At 67.4% G+C, this 21688-nt stretch carries 25 protein-coding genes; 23 read left to right on the top strand and 2 right to left on the bottom strand.

Annotation, left to right across the window (positions count from 1 at the left end; translation table 11 throughout):
• Positions 1-173 precede the first annotated feature (173 nt).
• From I3F54_RS07170 to I3F54_RS07135, 8 genes are all read left to right on the top strand, one after another.
• Positions 174-1391 (top strand): FG-GAP-like repeat-containing protein, encoded by a 1218-nt coding sequence (locus tag I3F54_RS07170; protein ID WP_240117766.1) that lies wholly within the window; start codon positions 174-176, stop codon positions 1389-1391.
• Between the two features lie 340 nt (positions 1392-1731).
• The gene (locus I3F54_RS07165) at positions 1732-2469 is read left to right on the top strand and encodes an SUMF1/EgtB/PvdO family nonheme iron enzyme (protein WP_240117765.1); all 738 of its coding nucleotides are present in this window, start codon (positions 1732-1734) and stop codon (positions 2467-2469) included.
• Between the two features lie 575 nt (positions 2470-3044).
• On the top strand, positions 3045-5078 hold the full coding sequence (locus I3F54_RS07160) for a TerD family protein (protein WP_240117894.1): 2034 nt from the start codon (positions 3045-3047) through the stop codon (positions 5076-5078).
• A gap of 272 nt (positions 5079-5350) precedes the next feature.
• The gene (locus tag I3F54_RS07155; protein ID WP_240117764.1) at positions 5351-5722 is read left to right on the top strand and encodes a hypothetical protein; all 372 of its coding nucleotides are present in this window, start codon (positions 5351-5353) and stop codon (positions 5720-5722) included.
• A 1133-nt stretch (positions 5723-6855) separates the two neighbouring features.
• Positions 6856-7344 (top strand): hypothetical protein, encoded by a 489-nt coding sequence (locus I3F54_RS07150; protein WP_240117763.1) that lies wholly within the window; start codon positions 6856-6858, stop codon positions 7342-7344.
• Between the two features lie 93 nt (positions 7345-7437).
• The gene (gene rplS, locus I3F54_RS07145; protein WP_240117762.1) at positions 7438-7779 is read left to right on the top strand and encodes a 50S ribosomal protein L19; all 342 of its coding nucleotides are present in this window, start codon (positions 7438-7440) and stop codon (positions 7777-7779) included.
• A gap of 683 nt (positions 7780-8462) precedes the next feature.
• Positions 8463-8972 (top strand): hypothetical protein, encoded by a 510-nt coding sequence (locus I3F54_RS07140; RefSeq protein WP_189931141.1) that lies wholly within the window; start codon positions 8463-8465, stop codon positions 8970-8972.
• On the top strand, positions 8972-10621 hold the full coding sequence (locus I3F54_RS07135) for an AAA family ATPase (RefSeq protein WP_240117761.1): 1650 nt from the start codon (positions 8972-8974) through the stop codon (positions 10619-10621). Before I3F54_RS07140 ends, I3F54_RS07135 begins: the two co-directional genes overlap by 1 nt.
• Positions 10622-10871: 250 nt before the next feature.
• On the opposite strand, the gene I3F54_RS07130 is transcribed toward I3F54_RS07135, so the two are convergent.
• Positions 10872-11975, bottom strand: a complete 1104-nt coding sequence (locus tag I3F54_RS07130; protein WP_275675802.1) for a DUF1152 domain-containing protein — start codon at positions 11973-11975, stop codon at positions 10872-10874.
• A gap of 80 nt (positions 11976-12055) precedes the next feature.
• Between I3F54_RS07130 and I3F54_RS07125 the strand changes: the two genes are divergently transcribed.
• From I3F54_RS07125 to I3F54_RS07115, 3 genes are all read left to right on the top strand, one after another.
• Positions 12056-12796, top strand: a complete 741-nt coding sequence (locus I3F54_RS07125) for a GntR family transcriptional regulator (protein ID WP_240117760.1) — start codon at positions 12056-12058, stop codon at positions 12794-12796.
• A 334-nt stretch (positions 12797-13130) separates the two neighbouring features.
• Positions 13131-13514 carry an ATP-binding protein gene (locus tag I3F54_RS07120; protein ID WP_240117892.1) on the top strand — a complete coding sequence of 128 codons (384 nt, stop codon included), beginning with the start codon at positions 13131-13133 and terminating at the stop codon, positions 13512-13514.
• A gap of 89 nt (positions 13515-13603) precedes the next feature.
• On the top strand, positions 13604-14332 hold the full coding sequence (locus I3F54_RS07115) for a GntR family transcriptional regulator (RefSeq protein WP_240117759.1): 729 nt from the start codon (positions 13604-13606) through the stop codon (positions 14330-14332).
• A gap of 39 nt (positions 14333-14371) precedes the next feature.
• Here the strand turns inward: I3F54_RS07115 and I3F54_RS07110 are convergent, their stop codons facing one another.
• Entirely contained in the window at positions 14372-14614 is a 243-nt protein-coding gene (locus I3F54_RS07110; protein WP_240117758.1) for a hypothetical protein, read from the bottom strand.
• 337 nt (positions 14615-14951) lie between these two features.
• Here I3F54_RS07110 and I3F54_RS07105 point away from each other — a divergent pair, with 337 nt between their 5' ends.
• From I3F54_RS07105 to I3F54_RS07050, 12 genes are all read left to right on the top strand, one after another.
• Positions 14952-15302 carry a hypothetical protein gene (locus I3F54_RS07105; protein WP_240117757.1) on the top strand — a complete coding sequence of 117 codons (351 nt, stop codon included), beginning with the start codon at positions 14952-14954 and terminating at the stop codon, positions 15300-15302.
• 5 nt (positions 15303-15307) lie between these two features.
• Positions 15308-16699, top strand: a complete 1392-nt coding sequence (locus tag I3F54_RS07100; RefSeq protein ID WP_240117756.1) for an FtsK/SpoIIIE domain-containing protein — start codon at positions 15308-15310, stop codon at positions 16697-16699.
• Positions 16700-16780: 81 nt separating this feature from the next.
• A complete protein-coding gene (locus tag I3F54_RS07095; protein ID WP_240117755.1) occupies positions 16781-16987 on the top strand; it encodes a hypothetical protein in 207 nt (68 codons plus the stop codon).
• Entirely contained in the window at positions 16987-17634 is a 648-nt protein-coding gene (locus tag I3F54_RS07090) for a DUF2637 domain-containing protein (protein ID WP_240117754.1), read from the top strand. The genes I3F54_RS07095 and I3F54_RS07090 overlap by 1 nt, the downstream gene beginning before the upstream one ends.
• Before the next feature lie 18 nt (positions 17635-17652).
• On the top strand, positions 17653-17853 hold the full coding sequence (locus I3F54_RS07085; RefSeq protein WP_240117753.1) for a hypothetical protein: 201 nt from the start codon (positions 17653-17655) through the stop codon (positions 17851-17853).
• Positions 17853-18044, top strand: a complete 192-nt coding sequence (locus I3F54_RS07080) for a mobile element transfer protein (protein WP_240117752.1) — start codon at positions 17853-17855, stop codon at positions 18042-18044. The genes I3F54_RS07085 and I3F54_RS07080 overlap by 1 nt, the downstream gene beginning before the upstream one ends.
• A gap of 10 nt (positions 18045-18054) precedes the next feature.
• Entirely contained in the window at positions 18055-18249 is a 195-nt protein-coding gene (locus I3F54_RS07075) for a hypothetical protein (protein WP_240117751.1), read from the top strand.
• Positions 18250-18263: 14 nt separating this feature from the next.
• On the top strand, positions 18264-18512 hold the full coding sequence (locus I3F54_RS07070) for a SpdD protein (RefSeq protein ID WP_240117750.1): 249 nt from the start codon (positions 18264-18266) through the stop codon (positions 18510-18512).
• A gap of 116 nt (positions 18513-18628) precedes the next feature.
• On the top strand, positions 18629-19945 hold the full coding sequence (locus I3F54_RS07065) for a replication initiator (RefSeq protein WP_240117891.1): 1317 nt from the start codon (positions 18629-18631) through the stop codon (positions 19943-19945).
• Entirely contained in the window at positions 19942-20154 is a 213-nt protein-coding gene (locus I3F54_RS07060) for an excisionase family DNA-binding protein (protein ID WP_240117749.1), read from the top strand. The genes I3F54_RS07065 and I3F54_RS07060 overlap by 4 nt, the downstream gene beginning before the upstream one ends.
• The gene (locus I3F54_RS07055; protein ID WP_240117748.1) at positions 20154-21341 is read left to right on the top strand and encodes a site-specific integrase; all 1188 of its coding nucleotides are present in this window, start codon (positions 20154-20156) and stop codon (positions 21339-21341) included. The genes I3F54_RS07060 and I3F54_RS07055 overlap by 1 nt, the downstream gene beginning before the upstream one ends.
• Complete coding sequence (locus I3F54_RS07050) at positions 21334-21621, top strand: DUF6221 family protein (protein WP_240117747.1); 288 nt, start codon at positions 21334-21336, stop codon at positions 21619-21621. Before I3F54_RS07055 ends, I3F54_RS07050 begins: the two co-directional genes overlap by 8 nt.
• Positions 21622-21688 lie beyond the last annotated feature (67 nt).

Genomic DNA, 21688 nt, shown 5'->3' with positions numbered 1-21688 from the left:
ACACGGACTCCGGCAGCACGGCCGCGTCGATCTCCCGCAGGTGTTCGGGCAGTCACACAACGCGGGCTCGGCAGCTGTCGACCCCCGAATGGCATGATCATGGTGGCGCGATAGGTTCGTTGCGCGGCGCGTCGAGCGTTCTCCGCGCCGCTCCAGGGAGGGGAAAGACAGCTATGCGTTCAACCCTGCTCCGGCGGGTGGCGGCTCTGGCCACGACGCTGGGGCTCACGTCCCTCGGTCTCCTCGGCGCGGGGGCCGCCCCCGCACAGGCGGCCGTCGCGGACTGCCCGTCGGGCTACTTCTGTGCCTGGAAGACCGATGACGGCACCGGCACCATGTTCAAGACCAGGACCGACCTGTCGTCGCTCGGGAGCTGGGACAACGCGTTCCACGCGGTCGTGAACCACACCTCGAAGTTCGCCTGCCTGTACGACGACGCGAACTTCTCGGGGCCCACGTACGTGTGGGACCCCGACCCCAAGGGGACGGAGTGGGGTCACGCGGGCGGCAGAGTCGGCTCGGTGGCGCTCGTCTCCACCGCGCGCGAGTGCGTCAAGCCCGCCTACCCGCGCTGGTACGCCTCCCCCGCGGGTGGGAAGGCGGACTTCGGGGACCTGAACGGCGACCGCCGTGCCGACGTCCTGGTGCGTGACACGGCCGGCCGCCTGTGGTTCCTGCCCGGTGACCTGTCGGGGCGGATGGTGGGCACCGGGGGCTGGAACGGGATGAGTGCCCTGACGCGGCACGGCGACTTCAGCCGTGACGGCCGCGAGGACGTGATCGCCCGTGAGGCGTCGACGGGGAAGCTGTGGCTGTACCCCGGCACCGGCACCGGTGGCCTGGGCAGCCGGAAGCTGATCGGGACGGGCGGCTGGAACGGCATGGCCCACGTCACCGCCTTCGGTGACCTGACCGGCGACGGACGCTCCGATCTCATCGCGGTGCAGAAGTCCACCGGCAAGCTGTACTTGTACCCGGGCACCGCCTCCGGCGGCCTGGGCAGCCGGAAGTTGATCGGCACCGGCGGCTGGAACAGCATGAACGCCCTGGTCGGCATGGGCGACACCAACGGCGACGGCCACCCCGACCTCTACGCCCGCGAAGCCTCCACCGGCAGGCTGTGGTTCTACCCCGGTACCGGCTCGGGTGGTCTCACCAGCCGTGTCCTCATCGGCACCGGCGGCTGGAACACCATGAACGTGCTGCTGTCCGCCGGTGACGTCAACGCCGACGGCCACCCCGACCTCGTGACCGCGACCAAGGCCGACTTCGTGGCCGAGGAGTGCCGCGGTGTCGGCTGCCAGCTGGTGTACGAGGGCCGCGGCACGGGGCACATCGCCCCCGGCGTGGTCGTCGGCGACGACTGGTACGGCCTGAACGGCGCCTTCTGACCCCAGCCCGCCCGCGAGGCCGGACGAAAGGGACCTGAGCGGTGTTGCGTACCCGGCTGATGTTGCGGACGGTCTCGCCGATCACTCGGACGCCGTAGGAGGCGGCCATGTCGGTGGTGACGCCGGTGGAGGCGTTGTCCACCACGATCCTGGCTGACCTGCACTCTCGCCGGTGCCGTCGGCTTTCACCGTGGTTCCCCGCTGTTTCCCGCTCTGTCCGGTGCGGTAGTGGTGCAGAGCTGCGGCGTCCAGGAGGTGGTCGGTTGTCCATACTCCCTTCCCGGGCGCCGTCCGGGATGCGCGGCTGCTAGCGTCCGGCACCATGTGGGCTCAGGAGATCGTGGCCGGACGACCGGCTTGGCGGCACATCCCTTCCGAGGTGATCTTCCGGGCTGTTCCCGGTGGGACGTTCCGGATGGGTTTGTCCGACGCGGAACTGGACGCGGTTCGTGCGATAGAGCGGGCCGACGGCGCCGATGACGGCCTTGAGGCGTTCTTCGTCGGTGCTGTCCAGGCCCGGCCGGTGCGGGAAGTGCGGGTCGAGCCGTTCCTGATCGCCAGGCATCCGCTCACGGTGGCACAAGCACGGCACTGGCTGCCCGAGTACGAGGACAGCCTCACCGCATCGGATTCGAGTACGGCCCGGTTCGAGGACGACTTGGACGACCTACTGGGGACGCTGCCGTTCCGGCTGCCGAGCGAGGCGGAGTGGGAGTATGCGGCCCGGGCGGGTACGACCACTCTGACCTTCCGCGGGGACAGGAGGCCGGACGAGGACCAGGTGCTCGACGACTTCGCCGACGAGGAACGCACTGCCGCGGCTGAGAACGGCTTCGGACTGGCCGCGATGGGGTCGGCAAACGAAGTCTGCGCTGACGTGTGGATCCCGCATTTCACGGATGCACCGGCGAATGCGCACCCCCGCACGGGGGACGGACCGCGGGTGGTGCGCGGAGGCGCCGGCGATCTCTCTCCGTGGCAGGGCTGCGACGAGTGGCTGCTGTTGCTCTCCGCCACCCGCTATGAGTTCCAGAACTTCACCGCGGTCCGCCCGGTCGCACCCGTGCCGACCAGTTAGGGACATGCCGAGCACGGAGGCAAAGGGCGGGCAGGTCGCGGAGCCCGGCCGCGACGGCACACCAGCCTCGGAGGCTCACCTCCAAGACCTCCCTCGCTCCCTGGACGCTGTGTTCTCGCTGGCCTGCACTCGCTTTCCGAGGCGATCGCCGTCGAACACTCGATGAGGACGGCAGCATGCTGATTGCGTGCACCGGCGTCCGGCGGATTCAGCCGGACCCGGCACGGCCAGACACCGGCTGAAGCTCGCACCGCCAACACGCTTTCCCACTGTGGTGGCGGGGTGACGGGCTATGCGCAGGGGTGTTCACCTGCGTTCAAGCGAGGCCGTCCGGCCGTCCGGTCTCGGTTCCGGGCCCCTGTGAGCGACGGTGAACGGGGCTGGACGAGACGGAAAGCGAGACGGCGGAGCAGCGTCGGCAGGCAGGTCGAGCGATGTGCAGGACGGCCCCATGGGCTCGCCCTTGAGTACTACAGTCTCCCTGTGCCGTACGTCACATGTTGGCGTGGGTGGGGGGCAGGGGCGGGGATGGCTGCGTGCCCGGAGTGCGGGATTTGGGGGGCTTTGTGCGCGAGATGGTCAAGGGGTCGAACGTGGCACTGGCGGCTCTGAGTGAGAATGCTGGTTCGGTGATCGCTAGTTTGAGCTGGGTCAGTCCGACCGGTGACGGCGATGCGGATGTGTCCGTCCTGCTGCTGGATGCGAACGGCAAGGTCCGCAGCGACGGGGACTTCTACTTCTACAACAACCCGGTGGCTCCCGACGGGAGCGTGCAGCTGCTGGGCAAGACGCCGTCGGAGAACGGCGACGAAGACCGGATCAGCTTCGACCTGACCGCTGTCTCTCCCGTCATCGACCGGATCGTCGTGGCGGCGAGCCGGTACGACGGCGCTGGTTTCGGGGAACTGGAAGACCTGAAGGTGACGTTGGCCGACGCGGGCGGCGACAACCTCCTCAGCTTCGCCATCGATGACGCCGACACCGTGAGCGCGATCATCTTCGGCGAGTTGTACCGGCGCGGGGACGAGTGGAAGTTCCGTGCCGTCGGACAGGGCTACGACTGTGGGCTGGCCGGTCTGGCAACGGACTTCGGGGTCGACATCGAGGACGACGCGGGCGCAGAGGAAGCGCCGAGCGGCTCGGAAAGCTTCGAACGGACCGATACCACCGCCCCGACTCCGACTGCGGAGCCGCAGCCGCAAGCCACCCTGAACTCGGTTCCGTCTCCCCGCCCGGCTGCCGAAGAGGATGAGCCGAGGAAGAGGGCGGCACGGCCTCGCACCGCGAAGAAGAAGGTCACGTTGCCCAGGGTGGCCAGGAAGTCTCTGGCGGACAACGATTCCTGGACACGGGCCAGGCTCTTTCCGGTGTCGGCGCTCAAGAGCGACCGGGACCGCGAAACGCGCGCCACGTCGGTACTGCTGTCGGTGATGGCCCAGGTTCCGGAGTTCGGCAGGCGCCTCACCGCGCCCTTCGGAGCGCCGGCGGGCCGCATGGAGACGTTCACCGAGGTCACCCTGCCGCACGGCGACACCCCAAGACGCCCCGACGGAGTGATCCGCGTCGAGCGGGCCGGCAAGCTGTGGACGGCCCTGGTGGAGACCAAGACCAACGGCAACGACCTCAAGCCCGACCAGGTGCAGGCGTACATGGACATAGCCGCACGCCGGGGCTACGAGGCCGTGATCACGCTGTCCAACGAGGTCGCCCTGGAGGGCAGCCCACTCGTCGATGTCAAGATCGACGGACGGCGCAAGCACAAGGTGGCGCTCCGGCACCTGTCGTGGGCCGAAGTCACCTACCAGGCGCAGACGCTGATCCGGCATGAAGGCGTCGCAGACAAAGCACACGCCTGGCTGCTCCGGGAACTGCTGTACTACCTGCAGCACGACAACTCCGGCTGTCACGGCTTCCAGAACATGGGCGCGTCCTGGGTCCCCGTACGCAACGGGATCAACGACGAAACCCTGAGCCAGGGCGACCCGCGCACCCTGAACGTCGTCGAGAGCTGGGAACAGCTCATCCGCCAGATCTGCCTCAGCCTCGGCGGCGAACTCGGACAGAAGGTGCTGCCGGTCCAGCGCGCCAAGCGGGGAACGGATCCGAAAGCGCGCCGGGACCGCCTTGCCGATCAGCTCTGCCTCGATGGCAGACTCCCGGCGGAGCTCCGGATCGAGGGCGCGCCCGGAACCCTGACTGTCAGCGCCGACCTGCGCACCAGCAAGCTCCGCACCTCCGTCGAGATCCCCGCACCCGAGCAGGGCTACCCCCTGACCTGGGCCAAACGCCTCATCCGCCGCCTGACCGAGGCACCGGCAGACCTCCACATCGAAACCCTGGTCGAAGGAGAAGCCGGCGGCCCACGAGGCACGCTGGAACGGCTCCGCCCGGAGCCGGCGGACATGCTGCCCAAGAACAACGCCACCCAGATCACCGGCTTCCGCCTGTCCCTGTTCAAAGGGATGGGAAGCAGCCGCGGGAACGCCGAGTCCGGCTTCATCCGCAGCGTCGACGACGCCGTACACCGCTTCTACACCACCGTGCTGGTCCACCTGGACCGCCCGACGCCCCGGCGAGCATCCTCGAAGGAACGCGCTGAGACACGATGAAGCCGGGCCTTGGTCGACTGCACGCCGATGCCACTCACCTGCAACTACGTACCCAAGGGCCTGCCGCGCTCTCGGGCCTGAGGCGGAGACTGGGACGGTGGCGTTGGGGGGAGCCTGCCTTAATCCTCCCCTGGTGGGATGAGGCGTCGGCGCTCTCGGCGTCGACCACCCCGACCACGCGGCGAGCCGATGCCGGAAGGCCCTCACCCTGAGACCCGACATATCCGTCCACAACCTCCCGAGACGGCACGATCAAAGGGCAAAATGGCCTCATGACAAAGCTGTCCGTACGGTCGATCCGTCGTACCCCCTCTGGTTCGGTGCTGTCGTTGTGGTCACAGAACTCCGTGTTGTCGATCGGCTCAGCAGGATCGGTGCTTTCCGTGGGTTCCGTCGGTTCTGCCTTGTCGGTCGGCTCGATCGGAAGTGCCCTGTCGGTCGGCTCGATCGGTTCCTCCCTTTCGCTGATCTCAACCGGGTCGTGGCTGAGTACAGGATCGTTGTTCTCCGCGCATTCGCGGTGGTCGGTGCTGTCCTGGCGCTCCTCTCGCGGTTTCCTGGCTGCGGGAGCGGTAGGGGCAGCGACCGGAGGCGCCCTGCTGCTGGCCCAGATGCTGCACAGGGCCGACGCCGGTACCCAGTAACCCCGAGCCGTAGCACCGGTAGGGGACGGCGAAGCAGCGGCCGTCGTGGCAGACCGTTGACCGCTTTCCTCTTCGGGGAAGGGCAGGCTGATCGGCTCGGCTTCGTTCGTCCCGCTCTGTGGTCCGTCGGTATGCCGTTGCCGGTCTTCGGCGTCGAACTCGCCGCTTGGCTGTGCGGTTGAGGGAGGGGGGAGCGGCGCCCGAACGCGCCTGAAGGAGGCTCGCCGCTCCGTGGCACGGAAGCCGGATGATCAAGCATCTGGCACGGATCTGGCACGCGACGACTGAGGGGAACCGCACAGCAAAAAGGCCCGGGTCTCTGACCTGGGCCTTTGTCGTGGAGCGGGTGACGAGAATCGAACTCGCGCTCTCAGCTTGGGAAGCTGCGATCATTTGGGGTTGGTTCCGGCGCTGACCTGGTCAGACGGCCGGGGTGCTGCCTTACCCAGGCTCGGCTGCTTTCACCGTGATGCCCCGCTGTTCCCCGCTGGATCTGGTGCGCTTGTGGTGCGGCCGTGCTGGGTAGCCACGGCCGCACCCTTCTGATCTGTAGCTCTACAGAGACCGGTCAACGCGGGTCGTTCCGGCTGACCTAGAGGCCCTGGGGGCTGCTACCAGTCGGTAGTAGTTGCTGTGGTTGCGGTACCCGGCTGCTGTACGGCGGCCTGCTGCTCCTGGCGCTCCAGGATCGCTGGGGCTCTCCGTCGCCACGACGTTGCCGCTACAACTACAAGCACGCTGATCAGGGCGATAGTGGGCGCCCCCCTCAGGTGGCCTTGTGGCGGTCTGCCATGGCACGTCGCTGTTGCCACGTATATAGGCACTCACCGTTATGGTCCCACCGCCTACGGCTATGCCTCGGCCAGTCGCCCGAGGCTTGGCCAGGGGGCATCGCGTGGCGGTACGCCGAGCGCCGACTTGGAAGAGTGCAACCGCGGGCCAGCCGCTCTGGTCGCGGTACCTAAAGAACATCGATCAGTAGCCCAGAAGGACCAACAATTGATGTCGCTCCCGCATCATCGATTGTCGTCTTCTTATAATGGCGCAGACGTCCAACCGCGCGAGGACTAGCCAACATTAGCGGAGTGCGAATGGGGCAAGCAAAAGACTTCACCGTGACGACATTTGGCCTCTTGATTGCATTCTTCTTGCCGGGGCTAATTGGGCTTTACGGATTCAGTCTTTGGAACCACCAGGCTGCGGAAACCTTCAAGACATTCAGGACTTCCGGCTCTAATATCGGCCTCTTTCTTTTGCTCCTCATGGCTTCACTTGCTGTTGGGCTTACCCTCACCCCAATTCGAGCCCTCCTGTACGAGGAGAAAATCTGCAAGAGTCATAGACCTGCCGCCAACCTCTACAGGAATCTTCATCGCGGTAATCGACATGAAGGTTTTCGCACAATCGTCGACGAGCAGTACAGGTACCATCAATTCTGGGGGAACTCCTCTCTTGCCGCCATCCCCCTCATGCTTCGCGTGACGCTCGACTATTTTTCGGCGTCTCTGGTGTTGGGAATCTTTGTGATGCTTGCGTTCCTGGCGGTCGAAACAGTGACTGTATGGGCCGCCATTCAGGGCTACATCAGATACGTCCAAAAGCACAACGCACTCTTGAGATAGAAGTGGCCATCGTTTAAGGAAGGTCCAGTGCCGAACGGCATCCCGCATTCTCCAGGGGCAACACCTCCGCGCAAGGCAAGTGCCGGACACTTGATGGCGGCGGTCGAGGCCGCGTCACTGCGCACCGATGTCCCGGCCTTCCGCCCAGGTGACACCGTCAACGTCCACGTCCGCGTCATCGAGGGCAACCGCTCCCGTGTGCAGCAGTTCAAGGGCGTTGTGATCCGCCGCCAGGGCGCTGGTGTCCGCGAGACCTTCACGGTCCGCAAGGTCTCCTTCTCCATCGGCGTCGAGCGCACCTTCCCGGTGCACACCCCGATCGTCGAGAAGATCGAGCTGGTCACCCGCGGCAACGTGCGCCGCGCCAAGCTGTACTACCTCCGTGAGCTCCGCGGCAAGGCCGCGAAGATCAAGGAGAAACCGAAGCATCGTTAACCTCGGCATTTCATGACGGTCCGTCGGATCTTCCGGGGCGCCCGTCGCAGTATCCCGCCGGGCTCAGCAACGATGCCGGTGCGGTCGACTAGAGCAAGCCGCGACGGCCGGCCAGTGAAGGCAACCTGGAGCTGTTCGCCTCCAAGGTCCTCAGCTTGGGAGGCTCGGGTCTCTTGGCCGCGGTTGCAGCAGTGAACTGCGGCGGAGCGATGTTGGAGTCCTGGTCGCACCCGGGGCAAGTTCCCGTGGTTCCCCGCAGGATCTGGCACGCGAATGGCACGGCCTCTTCGCCTCGAACGTCCTTTGGCGGAGCTGGGCCCCGGAGTGTCTGAGCCTCAGCCGACGACAGTCAGCCACGACGGCGGGTGCGTCGACCGACCACGCACGCGTATGCCTCGCTGCACCCCCACCGACCTCAGCCACGCTACTGGCTTGTGTCGTCGACCAGAGTAAGCCGCGACGGCCGGCCCGTGACGGACGGGTGCGCGGGCCCTCGGCTGGGGTGGTGCGGTGAGTGCAGGCGCTCGTTGAACGACGTGGGGTCCCTGTGACGCACGCACCTTCTACAAGCCATCCCGCAAACACTGGGTGAGCCAATCGATTGGTGGGTAGTGTGGAACGTTGTCGGGGCCGACCACCCTTGTGGCGCTGGCCAGGGTTCCGCAGGGGGTAGCGCAGATTACATGCCAACAGTCACGCTTGCCGATCAAATGCTATTGCACATTTCCACCAGCAAGAGTGCGACAATATCGGCACTTCCAGTAGGTGGCAGCAAATATCCGTTCCCCACGGCTCAACTGCTGCAGCAGATCGTCTCGGATCGTCTGCTTCTAGCGGGAGGGCATCTCCGAGCGGGTGACGCTCTACTTTTTGCGACACAATACAGATCGGCCATCAGTCGTTTCTACTACGCAATGTATCAAGCGGCGCGCGCCATCGCTTTCGCGGAAATTAAAGGTGACGATCACGAGCGCCACAACATCCTTCCGCGGAATCTCCCGGCGGGCATCGATAGCCCGGTCTTGCGTGAGGCTGAACTCGTGGATGCCCGCCTGCTGCGCAATCAGGCTGATTATGACATCTACCCAATCAACGAATCCGATTGGGAAAACGATGCTCGTGCACTTTCAGCAACAGCGGCCAACTTTGTCCAGATGTGCGAATCTTTCGCCCTGACGAACGGATATATCTGATGTCGGCAAGTGATTACGAAGCCCGAATCGCTCGGGTACTTGACGATGCAGACATCCCCATCGTGCGTGTTGAGGAAAGGGCATTTCCTGGCGAACGATGGTTTCTTGTTTGGGTGGACGAAGACTCGATAGCAGCAGCGCAGAGTCTGGCTGGACCTATTGAGCAAGAACTAAATTCCGTCCACGATACGGAAAATGAATCTCTCGCTGTCACCTTTAGGCCGCACCGTACCAGTGTTGAAAAGCCTCTGGTCTCTACGCCAAAGAGTGTCCTCGCCTCTTCAAAAGTTGACCAGCTGATCCAGCTGTTGGAAGCTAGGTCGCGCACATCTGACGCACTTCCCAGTCTCAAGTACATGGAAGATCCCCGGGCTAGTCTGGCCGCTATTGGTGCGTCACGTCACCACCTCGTCTACGGTCGACGTGGTGTAGGGAAGACCGCGCTCCTTCTTGAGGCTAAGCGTCTCGCCGAGAGAGAAGGGCACGTAACGGCGTGGATGAATGCCCACACCCTGCGGCTAATGAACTCATCTTCCGCTTTCCTTATGATTGCGGAGACTGTACTAACCTCCTTGATTCAGCACGCAGGCACTTCCCAGGGTGATTCCTTCGCTCGCCTAAAGGATCTCGGCGAGAAAGTCACATCTCTCCGGGCCACTGAAGGAGATGCAGAGCTCGGCGAAACCATCGCTGATCTGAATAGGGGATTGCGGACAGTCCTGCGAGCGGGGATCGTTCGCCTGTACCTGTATCTCGATGACTTCTACCTTTTTCCCATCTCCGCGCAACCGCATCTGCTTGACTACTTGACTAGCATGCTGCGCGACTGTGATGGCTGGCTGAAGGTTGCGAGCATCGAACGCTTGACGCGGCCTTTCGAGCCATCCTCGCATATCGGCATTGAAATTCCGCATGACGCATCCAAGATCGATCTGGACGTGACTTTGGAAGATCCTGAGGCCACGCAGAGGTTCTTGGAGTCCGTGCTTACGAACTACACGGAAACTGTGGGGATCGCTAAGCCGTCGAGTATCACCCGTAATGCGGCGCTTGGCAGGCTGATTCTCGGTTCAGGTGGTGTACCTAGGGATTACTTGAACCTTTTCGCCTCTTCGATCGTGGCAGCTAGATCCCGGACTAACGCTCGGGAGGTCGGACAGGAAGACGTCGCAGATGCCGCCGGTAAGGCGGCGCGAGGAAAATTGAGAGATCTAGAGCAGGATGTTTCTGCAGATAACGCCGATTCTTTGACCTCGGCTCTCGAATACCTTTCGTCGTATGTTCGGGGAGAGGGGTACACCTACTTCCGCGTCGATGTTGCCCAAAAATCCCTCCCGGCCTATGAGACTCTTGCACGCCTCGTTGACCTCCGGTTTGCGCATCTGATTCAGGCTACGCTCTCAGACCAGCACCGCCAGGGAGTCAAGTATGAGGCGTACATTCTCGACCTAAGTCAGTACTCAGATGTGCGCTTGAAGCGGGGGCTGCACGTACTTGACCTCGAGGACGGCAAATGGACTTTTAGGTTGAGCGGCAAGGCTAATACGCTCAGGAAATTGAAGAGCACTCTATTCCGAGACGAGTTGCGGCGATCGCCTGTACTCGATCTGGAAGCACTTGGGCGGCATGCGGGCCTGAACACGGCGTGAGGTCGGTAGAACGACTTTGGGGCCGTGATCTTCGAGGCACGCGCCAGAGTGGCTGCGCAAAGCCGTGTAGCCGACCGCCCCAGCCGCGATGAACCCCTGCTTCGGCATCTCATGGTTGATCGCTCTGAGCGCGGCACGGGCGCCGGCCGGGCTGGAGCGGGACGGAGGCAGGAGCGCAGGCCCGGCCGGGGGCCGGGCCGCGCGCGGGGAGCGGAGCGAGCCGCCTTGAACCCGTGAAGAGAGTTGTAACTCAGTCCGTGGCGTCGGGTGCTGTGATGCGCCACAGGGGTGTGTCGTGCTGTTCCGGGCGGCTGTTGATGAGTAGGCGGCGCAAGGGGTCGCGCTGTGAGCCGTTGAGGTTCAGTGCTTCGGTGAGACGGCGGAAGGTCGTGTGGGTGACTCCGCGGCTGCGTGCCTCCGCTTCGAACGCATCGAGCCGGGGCAGCACGATCGCGGCGTCGAGCGTGACGGGCGGTTGGGCCTTGAGCCAGGTGGCCTTGTTGCGCTCGTAGTCGATCTCGGAGAAGCCGCAGACCTCGCGGCTATGTGCCTCCACCTCGTCCAGGCTGGTGGTGGCCGTGATGGCGCGGGCGAGGTTGTTGCGGCTCAGCGCGTCGTCCAGGTCCACCTCGTGGACGCGGGGGCCTTCCTCGGTGAGGGGGACGGGGAGGCCGGCGTCGCGTACCTCGCAGGTGCCCCGCACGCCTCGTGCGGTTGCCGTGAGCATGGCTGTTGCCTCGGAGGGATGCCATTCCAGGACCGTGGCGATCGTCTCCGCATCCTTCGCCGTGAAGGTGTGGACGAGAGGTCCCAGTAGGGGGCGCAGGTCGTCTGCCGAGAGTTCGCCGTCCAGGCCTGGGCCCGCCACGAGGAGGCGTACGGGTGCGCTGAGCTGGCATGTGGCGGCCAGGGCGATCGCGTCGGCCACGGGGCTCCTGAGCGTCGGCTCGTCGCCCTGGGCCAGGATGTCGCCCCCGATGTCCAGGAGGTCGATGGAGGCCGGCGCCAACTGGTTGATCAGTTCTTCCAGTTGGCGTACGACGCCCTTGGCGCCCTGATGCGGGTCGAGCAGGGCCAGGGTGTGGGGGAGCTCCGCCGCGAGACGCGGGAGGGTGGAGCCGCTGGGGGTGATCGGGGTTGCGCTCGCCGGCACCGACCACACGGCCGGGGTGAGGGCCGTGAGCCCGGTGAAGTCTTCGGGGCCTCGGGGGCCTGGTACAGGATCGATGAGCAGGCGGTCCCACGCGTAGGTGAGGATCACCGCCCGGTCCTCGTCGCCGTAGAGGGCGGCGTGGAGCATGGCGGCGGCGACTGCGTCGCCCCCTCCTCCTGCTGCGACGATCAACCGCGTCATGCGGACAGAGTACGGGTTCGGGGGTTGGCCACTCACCCTATAGTGGCTAAAGGCCATAGCCACTTGGACAGGGAGGGAGCATGCCTCAGATCGAAGAGGCGCAGCCGAAGTATCTGCAGATCGCTCACTACATCCGCGATCAGATTCTTCGGGGGGACCTGCGTGCGGGGGACGAAGTGCCCTCAGAGCGGCAGTTGGCGGCCGACTGGAAGGTGTCCAGGCCCACCGCCGCGCGCTCGCTGGAGGCGCTGAGCCATCAGGGCCTGGTCGAGAAACGGCAGGGGTCCGGCACCTACGTGCGGAGCCTGGAAGTCAACCGCCGCGCACGCGAGTTGTACGGGCGGGCGCGGCAGACGGGGAAGATCTATACCCCCGGCGAGTACGCCGTCATCACGTCGGCCGGCTGGCTGGAGGCTCCCGACCATGTCGCTGAGGCGCTGGGGCTGGTCAAGGAGCGGCGGGCGGTGCACCGACGGCGTGTGACCAACAACCAGGACGGCCCCATCACGCTGTCCACCTCGTGGTTCGCCCCGGAAATCGGGCAGAGGGCTCCCAAGCTCATGGATCCTGAGCGCATTCAAGAGGGCACCCTCATGTACGTCGAGAGGATGACGGGACGGCAGGGGAGCTACGCGGAAGATCGCATGTGTGCTCGCGCGGCGACCGAGGAAGAGGCTGCCGACCTGCAACTACCGCCGGGATCAGCGGTATTGATCGTGCACCACGTGGTCTTCGACCTCCAGGACCGGCCCTTGGAGTTCGCTGAGGCCACGTACCCGCCGCACCGCTGGGCGTTCGAGCAGGGCTACCCCCTCACCTGACGCGCCGCGAGTTGGGCCGAACTGCTTGCGGACTCCAAGTGGCTAATGCCACCATCCAGTAAGTGGCTAAGGCCACTCCACTGGAAGGGGGCACGGTGTGACGAGCCAGCGGCCGGAGCAAGACGCGCGCTTAGCCTGCCGGGGATGCCGGGGGCGTGGTTGGAAACGCGTCAGCACGCGTACCGCGCTGGCGCTCTCCAACGTCAACGACCGTGCCCGTGCCACATCGAAGCGGCGGTGCCTCGACTGCGACGGCACCGGCAAGGAGTGAGCACGGATGGGCGTCATCATCCACAAACGCGACAGCGATCCCGGTCCGGTCTTCCTCGGAGCGATGACGCTCCACCCCCTACCGGACTCCGTACCGATCGCCCGGCGCTGGTTCAGGAAGTTCATCGCCCCGTTCAACCCGCTCTGCTCGATCGACGACTGCGCGCTGATGATCTCGGAGCTGGTGACCAACGCCATCGTCTGCGGGCGGTCGGACGACACCTGGGTGGTCCGCGTGGAATGGTTCCGCGAGGGCACCTCGCTCCGCGTCGAGGTGCACAACCCGGGGTTCCCGGCCGGCGTGCGGATGCGCCGACCCGAAGCCAACGATGCACACGGGCGTGGCCTCCTCCTGGTGGACTCCATCGCCGACTCGTGGCACTCGGGGCCCAGCGCGCTGGGCGGCACCGTCGTGTCCTTCGTGATGGACGATGCCTGGCAGGGCTGAGGGCGTCCTGTTCCGCGGCTACTGCGGATGTGCAAGTGTCGCTAGTCTGGTTGACCAGTTGACTTGGCTGATCGGGACGGGCGGCGTTCATGGCATATGAGGTGGAGCCACCGAAGTACGTGCGCCTCGCGCAGACGATCCAGGGGCGCATCGAGGACGGCACGTACCCGCCCGGCACTCGCGTTCCCAGCGAGAACCAGCTGGTGCAGGCCTTCGGGATGTCCCGCCCGACCGTCGTGCGTGCGCTGGAGCTGCTGAAGCGGGACGGCTGGCTGGAGTCCCGTCAGGGGTACGGCACCCTCGTGCGCGGGCGCCCGGCCGTCGTCGAGCAGAAGGACCGGCGCGGCCGTGAGGCGCTGGAGCGTGAGGAGTCCGGTACGCCGGGGCGCCTCGTCGAAGTCGGCGAAGTCCCTGTCCCCGCCCGGGTCGCCGCCGCGCTGGGTCTGCCGCAGCGCTCCACGGCTCTCATGCGCCGCTTCCTGGCGGAGGAGGAGGGCGAAGCCATCGAGTTGGTCTCGTCGTACTTCCCCGCGGGCTTGGTGGAGGGGACCGACCTGCAGAGTCGGGCGGTCCTGAGCGGCAGTGTCCGCGACCACCTGGAGGCGCGGAAGAAGGTGCGCTTCGACCACGTCACGGAGCGGGTCTCGGCGCGCCTGCCCGATGCGGGCGAGGCGGATCTCCTGGGCCTGCCTGCCGGGTTGCCTGTCCTGAGCGTCCTGGTCATCGGCTGCGACGCCACGGGCCAGGCGTTGCAGGTCTCCGAACTGCTCCTCCCTGCCGATCGGCAGGAGCTTGAAGACACCTACCGGCTTACCTGAACCTACGGGCCGTGCTCTGCTCGGTTGCGATGGCCTGCCTCAACAGCGGCGGGTGGCGAGTCGGTAGACCACGTACGTGAAACCGAGGATGACGTCGACGGCCGCCCATAGGCCGATGACGAGTCCCACACCGATGGTGGTGCCGACGTCGTTCGCGTCCTCGCACAGCTTCAGGTTGTCACCTGTCAGACCGCGGCACTCCTCGGGCGTGCCGCTGCCGCTCGCGGCGCCCGTGATCACCCAGATCAGGAACAGGATCTGGATGGCGAGGAAGATCCACAAGAAGACGCGGCGCCGCTTCTTCGGCCGGGCTGGGGTTTGGCCCTGATAGGGGCTGTCAGGCGGAGATCCAGGCGGCGGTGCCGACCACGCGTTCGGCGGGGGCGCGGACCCTTGGGAGTTCCGTGGACCCCATGATTGTGGTTCCTGAGCGCGGTCTTGTCCGGCCATGTCGCGCCCTCCTCTGCGCAGCTTGGCTTCATGGTGCGCTTCCGTCGCCGCTCGCGCTCGTTGGTCACGCTAAGCCACTTGACAAGTCAACTCGGCATCCTTAGCTTCGGACTTGCTAAGTCAACCTGTCAGGTGATGGGTTGGTCGACTCAGAAGGAGAGAAGTTCCTGTGCGTGTGATCCGCATTGACGCCTCGGCCGCGACGATCCTGCTCACCGAGGCTCCGGCGCCCAAGGTGCGTGACCGGCAGACCGGTGAGATCGCCAAGGACACGGCGACGGGCGAGGCACTGATGACCGTCGGCGTCGTCTACATCGACGAGGGAGAGTCGGCGCTGATCCAGGTGACCGTCCCTGAGAGCGGCGTCTCGGAGGGGCTGACGGTCGGTGCCCCCGTCTCGTTGCCGGGACTGGTGGCCCGCCCGTGGGAGAGCGTCTTCAACGGCCAGCAGCGACACGGCATCGCCTACCGGGCGACCGCCGTCGCACCGGGTGCCTTCCCGATGGCCCAGGCGGGCTGACCGGCATGACGGACCTGGTGACATGGGCCGAGCTGGGCGGGTCGCTCGTTGCGATGGGCGGCGCGGCCTACGCGCGGCGCGCTCATCCGGCGGCGTACTGGGCCACGGTCGGGCTGCCGGTGTCGGTGGCGCGACTGCTGGCCTCGTACTCCTCGACCATGGACGCCTGCGGCCTGACCACCGAACCGTCCCGGTTACGGGTCCTCGCCGTGAGGGCGACCACGCGTCGGGAGATCCGGCCCGTCCCGCCCCGGCGAGGCCTGATCCGTCCCACCGCCACCGGCCTTCGTGTCCGGCTGCGGCTGGCGCCCGGCCAGGAACCGGCGGACGTGGCGGCTGCGGCCGAACGCCTCCGGCACGCCTGGAGCGTTCACGCCGTGTACGTGAAGGACGTCAAGCCCGGTGTCGTGGAACTCCGCCTCGTCGGCTTCGACGTGCTGCGGAAGGTGCGGATGCCGCGCCGGACGGAATCCGGGCTGCTGCGGGCGCCGGTGGCCCTGCGGGAGGACGCGACCGCGTTCGTCCGCGACTTCCGCGCCGTCCCGCACGAACTCGTCCTCGGCGCCACGCTGTCCGGCAAGTCCATGTACCTGCGGAGCCTGGTGACCGGTCTGGCGGCCCAGCCCGTGGTCCTGGCCGGCATCGACTGCAAGCGCGGGGTCGAACTGGCTCCGTTCTCGGCACGGCTGTCCGCCCTGGCGACGGACCCTGAGGAAGCGGCCGAGCTGCTGCCCGTACTCGTGAAGGAGATGGAGGACCGCTACGACTTGATCAAGGCCCGTCAGGGCATCACGCCCGGTACCCCGGACGAACTCGTCGCATCCGACATCTGGGGGCTCCCCGACGGCGAACGTCCCCCGCCCATCGTGCTGTTCATCGACGAGGTGGCCGAACTCTTCCTCGTCACCTCGCGGAAGGAGGAGGAGCGGCGCGACGAGATGGTCACGCAGCTCATCCGCCTCGCTCAACTCGGACGTGCCGCCGGTATCTACCTGGAGGTGTGCGGGCAGCGCTTCGGCGCCGAACTGGGCAAGGGCGCGACCATGCTCCGCGCTCAGCTGACCGGGCGCGTCTGCCACCGCGTCAACGACGAACCCTCCGCCAAGATGGCCCTCGGCGACGTCGCCCCTGATGCCGCCCTCGCCGCCTGCGCCATCGCTTCCGAGCGGCCCGGTCTCGCCGTGGCCGGTGACACCTCCGGCGGCTGGACCCGCATCCGCACCCCGTACGTGTCCCTCGCCGAAGCGGCGGCCACCTGCCGGGAGACGGCACACCTCGCCCCCGACGTACCGGCGCTCGCTCCGTTCCGTCCGTACGTGCCACCCACGCCGGTAGAGGCTCCCCGGCCGGCCACCGCAACGCACCCGGCCACCGCAACGCACCCGGCCACCGAATAGCCGCTCCCGCCCGACGGCCGGCGCAGCCTCACGCGTCACGTCCCTACCCCCTCCATCCCCGAAGAAGGGAGATCACCCACCATGTGCCCGCAGTGTGAGGACTTCGCTCGAACGGTGCTCCTGCTGGGTCAACTCGCCCTCTACGCCGACACCGCACAGGCCGATCAGGACTTCATCGAGTCGGTGGGCCCGTCCCTCGCGGTCTCGTTGCCGGAGCCCCCGCCCGGTGTCCTCCCTCCCGGATACGACCCCGACGGCGGCCCCGACTACCCCAGCGAGCCGTCCTGATGGCCCGCCCCGCTCCGCGTGTGGACGCGGTCCTGGTCCAGGCCGTCATCGCCGGGGCCCTGTCCTTCGCCCACCTGCACGACCTCGCCGCCGCTGCCGGTCAGACCGGATGGAAGGCATGGGCCTACCCGGTCTCCGTCGACCTGCTCCTCGTCGCCGCCTGGCACCGGCTCCGTAGCGGCGGGCCGAAGCCGGCCGCCTGGTCCTGGTTCGCCGTCGCCCTCGCCGCCTCGCTCGGGGCGAACGTCGCGACCGCCGGTCTCCTCGACCTGGGCGACGTACCGGACTGGCTGCGGATCCTCGTCGCCGGATGGCCCGCGGTCGCCTTCCTCGGCGGAACCCTGCTCGCCCACGGCGCACGCACGCCCGCCCGGGAGCCCGCACCGGCTCCCGCCCTGGAGGACGGCGACGATCCCGCGCCGTCGAACGCCCCGGCTCCCGAACCGTCCCCGACGACTTCCCCGGTCCCGGCCTCCCTTCCCGCCCCGGCCACCACACCCGTTCCTCCCGCACTCATCGCCCTCGCCCGCAAGGTCGCCGACGAACACCGCACCCGGACCGGCGCGGCCATCGACACCTCGACCCTGCGGGCCCGCCTCGGCGTCCCGCTTCCGCTCGCCGAAGCCATCACCGCCCACCTCTCCTGACCCGGAGGACATCCCACCGTGCGCCCGTCCACGCTCCGCGCGCTCAACCGCGCCGCCGAGCTGACCCGTCAGAACCGCCTCACCGAGGCAATGCTCATCGCCGAACCCGTGATCCTCACCGCCGACGCGTACGAGGGCGAGGAGATCCGGCAGTGGCTGCGCGACCACGTCTCCGACTTCACCGGCGAGAACCACCGGCCTCCCAAGGAGCTCCCCTGATGCCCGCCACCCCGCGCTTCCGCCGCGTCGTCCGCATCGGCCCCGTCCAGGTCGGCACCTACTACGACGGCCGGGGCCGCGAGAAGCACACCGCCGCCTGCACCGCCCCGCGCTGCGGCTTCTCCACCGACCACGACAACCGCGCCGCCGCCGAACTCACCGCCCGTACCCACCGCTGCCGCGTCCGCTGAGGGAGATCCCGTGACCGTCTCGCTGCCGCTCGTCCTGGTCCTCGGCCTCGTCGCCTGGGGCGCGGTCAAGTTCCTCGGCGTCCGCGTCTGGCTCGTCGTCGTGATCGCGTTGTTCGGCTTCCTGCTCTCCCGGACCTTCCTCGCCCCGGCCATCGACTCCGGCACCCGCTCCGGCGTCGACGTCGTCAACGGCACCCACGACTGACAAGGAGGCACACCGTGCTCCGTCCCAAGCTGCCCGACGCCCCGGCCCCGCCCGTCTCGAACATCGTCAGCACCCATCCCGGCCACACCCCCGTGCCCTCGGTCGGCCGCTCCCTCGCCCCGTGGGCGGGCGCGGTCGTCGCCGTGACCGTCATCGGCGTCGTCCTCACCGCGCTCCTGGCGGCGGTCGCCGTCTCGGCCGTCTCCGTGGCCATCGCCGCCGTGGTCCTGCGCTCCCTCGTCAACGGCGCGAACAAGCACTGACCGGCCGCCGGGGCGGCAACAAGCCGCCAAGCATCCCGCCGCCCCGGGGCCACCCCTCCCGACCGCCGAAACAGCCGAAAGGAACTCCCATCATCACCCGGCAGACTCCGCCCCCGCTGGCGGAACTCTCCGCGCTGGCCTCCCTCGGCTCCCTGCCCGAACTGGCCCGCCAACTCTCCACACTGGGCGGCTGCACCCGCCCCATCCGACTCGACGGCCACCGCACCGAGTACGCGGTCGACACGACGACCGGCGAGATCGGCGCCGTCCTGCACCACCTCGACTCGGCCGACCTCCCGGCCGGCCAACTGCTCGTCCGCTGCAACAACCGCCGCGCCACCCGGTGCGCAGGCTGCGCCGAGACCTACCGCCGCGACACCTACCACCTGATCACCGCCGGACTCCGCGGCGGCAAGGGCACCCCCGACCAGGTCGCGACCCACCCGCGCGTGTTCGCCACCTTCACCGCCCCCGGCTTCGGCCCGGTCCACAACCGCCGCACCGACGGCCGCGCCTGCCGCTGCGGCACTCACCACGCCCAGGACGACGACGCCCTCGGCACCCCGCTCGACCCCGACACCTACGACTACGAAGCCGCGGTCCTCTGGAACGCGCACGCGGGTGCCCTGTGGCGGCGCTTCTCGATCTACCTGCGCCGAGAGGTCGCCAAGCGCGCCGGCCTCACCCAACGGGCGTTCCGCAACCACGCGCGCGTGTCCTTCGCCAAGGTCGCTGAGTACCAGAAGCGGGGCTCCGTCCACTTCCACGCGGTCATTCGCCTCGACGGCCCGGAAGGTGGCGACACTCCGCCCCCGGCCTGGGCGACAGGCGAACTGCTCGCCGACGCCATCCGCGCGGCTACCCGCGCTGCCCGGGTCGACGGACCGGAGCTCGACGGCCGTGCCCACACCTTCACCTTCGGCCGTCAACTCGACGTCCGTACGATCCGCTCGGCGGACTTCGACAGCGGCCAGGAGCTGACCGAGCGGGCGGTGGCCGCGTACATCGCCAAGTACGCCACCAAGGGCGCCGAGACCGCGACCGGCACCCTGGACCGCCCGATCCGCTTCCTCGCCGAGCTGGCACACGCTCGCATCACGGACCATGCCCGGCGCCTGATCCGTACCGCGTGGGCACTTGGCGCCCGTCCCGAGCTGGCGCACCTCCGCCTGCGGGCTTGGTCCCACATGCTTTGCTTCCGCGGCCACTTCTCCACCAAGTCCCGCCGCTACTCCACCACCCTCGGCGCCCTCCGCGACGCCCGCGCCGCATGGCGCCGCGCCCAAGCCGCTCCGGCCGTCCCGGAGAACGGCGAAACCACGCTCGTCCTCGCCCACTGGGTTTTCGCCGGAACCGGCCTCACCGACGGCGAAGCCTGGCTGTCCGCATCCCTTGAACCCGCCCCCGGAACGGAAGGAGAACCCACCACATGACCGACCGCTACCTGTCCGTCGACCAGGTCGCCGAACTGCTCGGCACCTCGCCCCGCTTCCCGCGGCGGCTCATCGAGGAACGGCGCATCCGCTACGTGAAGGTCGGTCGACACGTCCGCATCCCCGAGAGCGCGGTTCAGGAGTACATCGATGCCCGAACCGTCCAGCCGATCCGGCTCCGCCGTACGGCCTTCCGGAGGGTTGCCTGATGGCCAACAAGAAGGGCCGGCGCAGGCGCTTCGGTGCCGTACGCCAGTACCGCTCGGGTAGGTGGACGGCGTCCTACCTCGGGCCCGACGGTGAGCGCATCCGCGCTGAGGAGACCTTCGAGACCAAGAGGGACGCGGAGATCTGGCTGTCCCAGGTCGAGGCAGACCTCAGCCGTGGTGACTGGCGCGCACCCGACGCCGGGACGGTCGGCTTCCGCGAGTACGCCGAGAAGTGGGTGGAGGAGCGGGAGTTGGCCGTGCGTACGGTCGACCTCTACAAGCACCTGCTGCGGCTTTACATCCTCCCGGCCTTCGGGTCGCTCGACCTGGATGAGATCACCGCGCCCCGCGTCCGGGAATGGCGGGCTGAGCGGCTGCGTGCGACCGGTGCCAAGACGGCCGTCGCCAAGTCGTACCGCCTCCTCAAGGCCATTCTCGAAACGGCCGTCGATGACGACCTGATCACCCGCAACCCCTGCCGGATCAAGGGCGGCGGCAAGGAGGCTGCTGCCGAACGACGCATTGCCACCGTGGCCCAGGTGGACGCACTCGCGGACGCGGTCGGGATTCGCTGGCGCCTCATGGTCTACCTCGGCGCCTACGGTCCGATGCGCCCAGAGGAACTGGCCGGCCTTCGCCGCCGGGACGTCGATCTCGACAACCTGGTGATCCGTGTCCGCGTCGCCGAGCCGGAGCGGACGAACGGGCGGCGGGCCCCGGGGGAGACCAAGACCGACGCGGGTGTTCGCTCCGTCGTCCTCCCGGGCTTTCTCCGCAAGGAGGTGCGGCAGCACCTCGCCTGGTACGCGGAGAAGGGCCCGGACGGCCTGGTCTTCGTCGGAGAGAAGGGGGCGCCGTTCCGCCGGACGTCCTTCGGTCGGAAATGGCGTCGAGCGCGTACGGTCGCGGGTCTGCCGGACGGCTTCCGCTTCTACGACCTTCGTCACACCGGGCACACTCTTTCGACCCGGTCCGGGGCCACCCTCAAGGACACGATGGTGCGCGCCGGCCAGTCTTCGGAGAAAGCCGCGCTGATCTACCAGCACTCCGACGAGGAGCGGCAGCGTGACGTAGCGGCGGGCCTCGACGACCTGGTGCGCACCGAACGTGCGAAGGGCCGAAGCGGAGATGCGGTCGAGCGGGTCGGCGACGATGCGCACAGCGCGCGAGGATGGGCCCATGGATGACCTTCTGAGGTTCCTCCGTGCGCGCAACGAGGAGGACAACCACGCCTATGCCTACGTGGCCCACGCCTTCGGCGGCGAGGCTCTCCTCGACAGCCATCTGCCGATGCTCGACCTGGTCGACATGCTGGCGCGGGACTTCAGGGTGATGGATCCCACGGACCCGCGCTTCGCCGGTCTTGAGTACACCCTTCGCGTGTTTGCGCAGTCGTACGCCGAGCATCCCGAGTACCGCGAGGAGTGGCGGCCCTGGACGGGGCATGGAGAAGGCAGCGGGCCGTAATGGTGCGGATGTGGTGCGCGCACCCTGCATTGGTCCAGACAACAAACAACCCCCGGGTCATTGACCT

This window comes from Streptomyces sp. MUM 2J, from assembly GCF_022414535.1.
Classification (GTDB): domain Bacteria; phylum Actinomycetota; class Actinomycetes; order Streptomycetales; family Streptomycetaceae; genus Streptomyces.
The sequence above is the reverse complement of the archived record's forward strand: the minus strand, read 5'-3'. Positions and strand labels throughout refer to the sequence as shown.

Excerpts from the sequence above, each read along its gene's own strand:
- I3F54_RS07140 (WP_189931141.1), top strand. The coding sequence starts at position 8,463 with ATGCCAACAGTCACGCTTGCCGATCAAATGCTATTGCACATTTCCACC.
- I3F54_RS07130 (WP_275675802.1), bottom strand. The coding sequence starts at position 11,975 with ATGACGCGGTTGATCGTCGCAGCAGGAGGAGGGGGCGACGCAGTCGCC.
- I3F54_RS07050 (WP_240117747.1), top strand. The coding sequence starts at position 21,334 with ATGGATGACCTTCTGAGGTTCCTCCGTGCGCGCAACGAGGAGGACAAC.
- I3F54_RS07125 (WP_240117760.1), top strand. The coding sequence starts at position 12,056 with ATGCCTCAGATCGAAGAGGCGCAGCCGAAGTATCTGCAGATCGCTCAC.
- I3F54_RS07055 (WP_240117748.1), top strand. The coding sequence starts at position 20,154 with ATGGCCAACAAGAAGGGCCGGCGCAGGCGCTTCGGTGCCGTACGCCAG.
- I3F54_RS07155 (WP_240117764.1), top strand. The coding sequence starts at position 5,351 with ATGACAAAGCTGTCCGTACGGTCGATCCGTCGTACCCCCTCTGGTTCG.
- I3F54_RS07060 (WP_240117749.1), top strand. The coding sequence starts at position 19,942 with ATGACCGACCGCTACCTGTCCGTCGACCAGGTCGCCGAACTGCTCGGC.
- I3F54_RS07090 (WP_240117754.1), top strand. The coding sequence starts at position 16,987 with ATGGCCCGCCCCGCTCCGCGTGTGGACGCGGTCCTGGTCCAGGCCGTC.
- rplS (WP_240117762.1), top strand. The coding sequence starts at position 7,438 with ATGGCGGCGGTCGAGGCCGCGTCACTGCGCACCGATGTCCCGGCCTTC.
- I3F54_RS07115 (WP_240117759.1), top strand. The coding sequence starts at position 13,604 with ATGGCATATGAGGTGGAGCCACCGAAGTACGTGCGCCTCGCGCAGACG.
- I3F54_RS07120 (WP_240117892.1), top strand. The coding sequence starts at position 13,131 with ATGACGCTCCACCCCCTACCGGACTCCGTACCGATCGCCCGGCGCTGG.
- I3F54_RS07095 (WP_240117755.1), top strand. The coding sequence starts at position 16,781 with ATGTGCCCGCAGTGTGAGGACTTCGCTCGAACGGTGCTCCTGCTGGGT.
- I3F54_RS07160 (WP_240117894.1), top strand. The coding sequence starts at position 3,045 with ATGGTCAAGGGGTCGAACGTGGCACTGGCGGCTCTGAGTGAGAATGCT.
- I3F54_RS07170 (WP_240117766.1), top strand. The coding sequence starts at position 174 with ATGCGTTCAACCCTGCTCCGGCGGGTGGCGGCTCTGGCCACGACGCTG.
- I3F54_RS07135 (WP_240117761.1), top strand. The coding sequence starts at position 8,972 with ATGTCGGCAAGTGATTACGAAGCCCGAATCGCTCGGGTACTTGACGAT.
- I3F54_RS07080 (WP_240117752.1), top strand. The coding sequence starts at position 17,853 with ATGCCCGCCACCCCGCGCTTCCGCCGCGTCGTCCGCATCGGCCCCGTC.
- I3F54_RS07100 (WP_240117756.1), top strand. The coding sequence starts at position 15,308 with ATGACGGACCTGGTGACATGGGCCGAGCTGGGCGGGTCGCTCGTTGCG.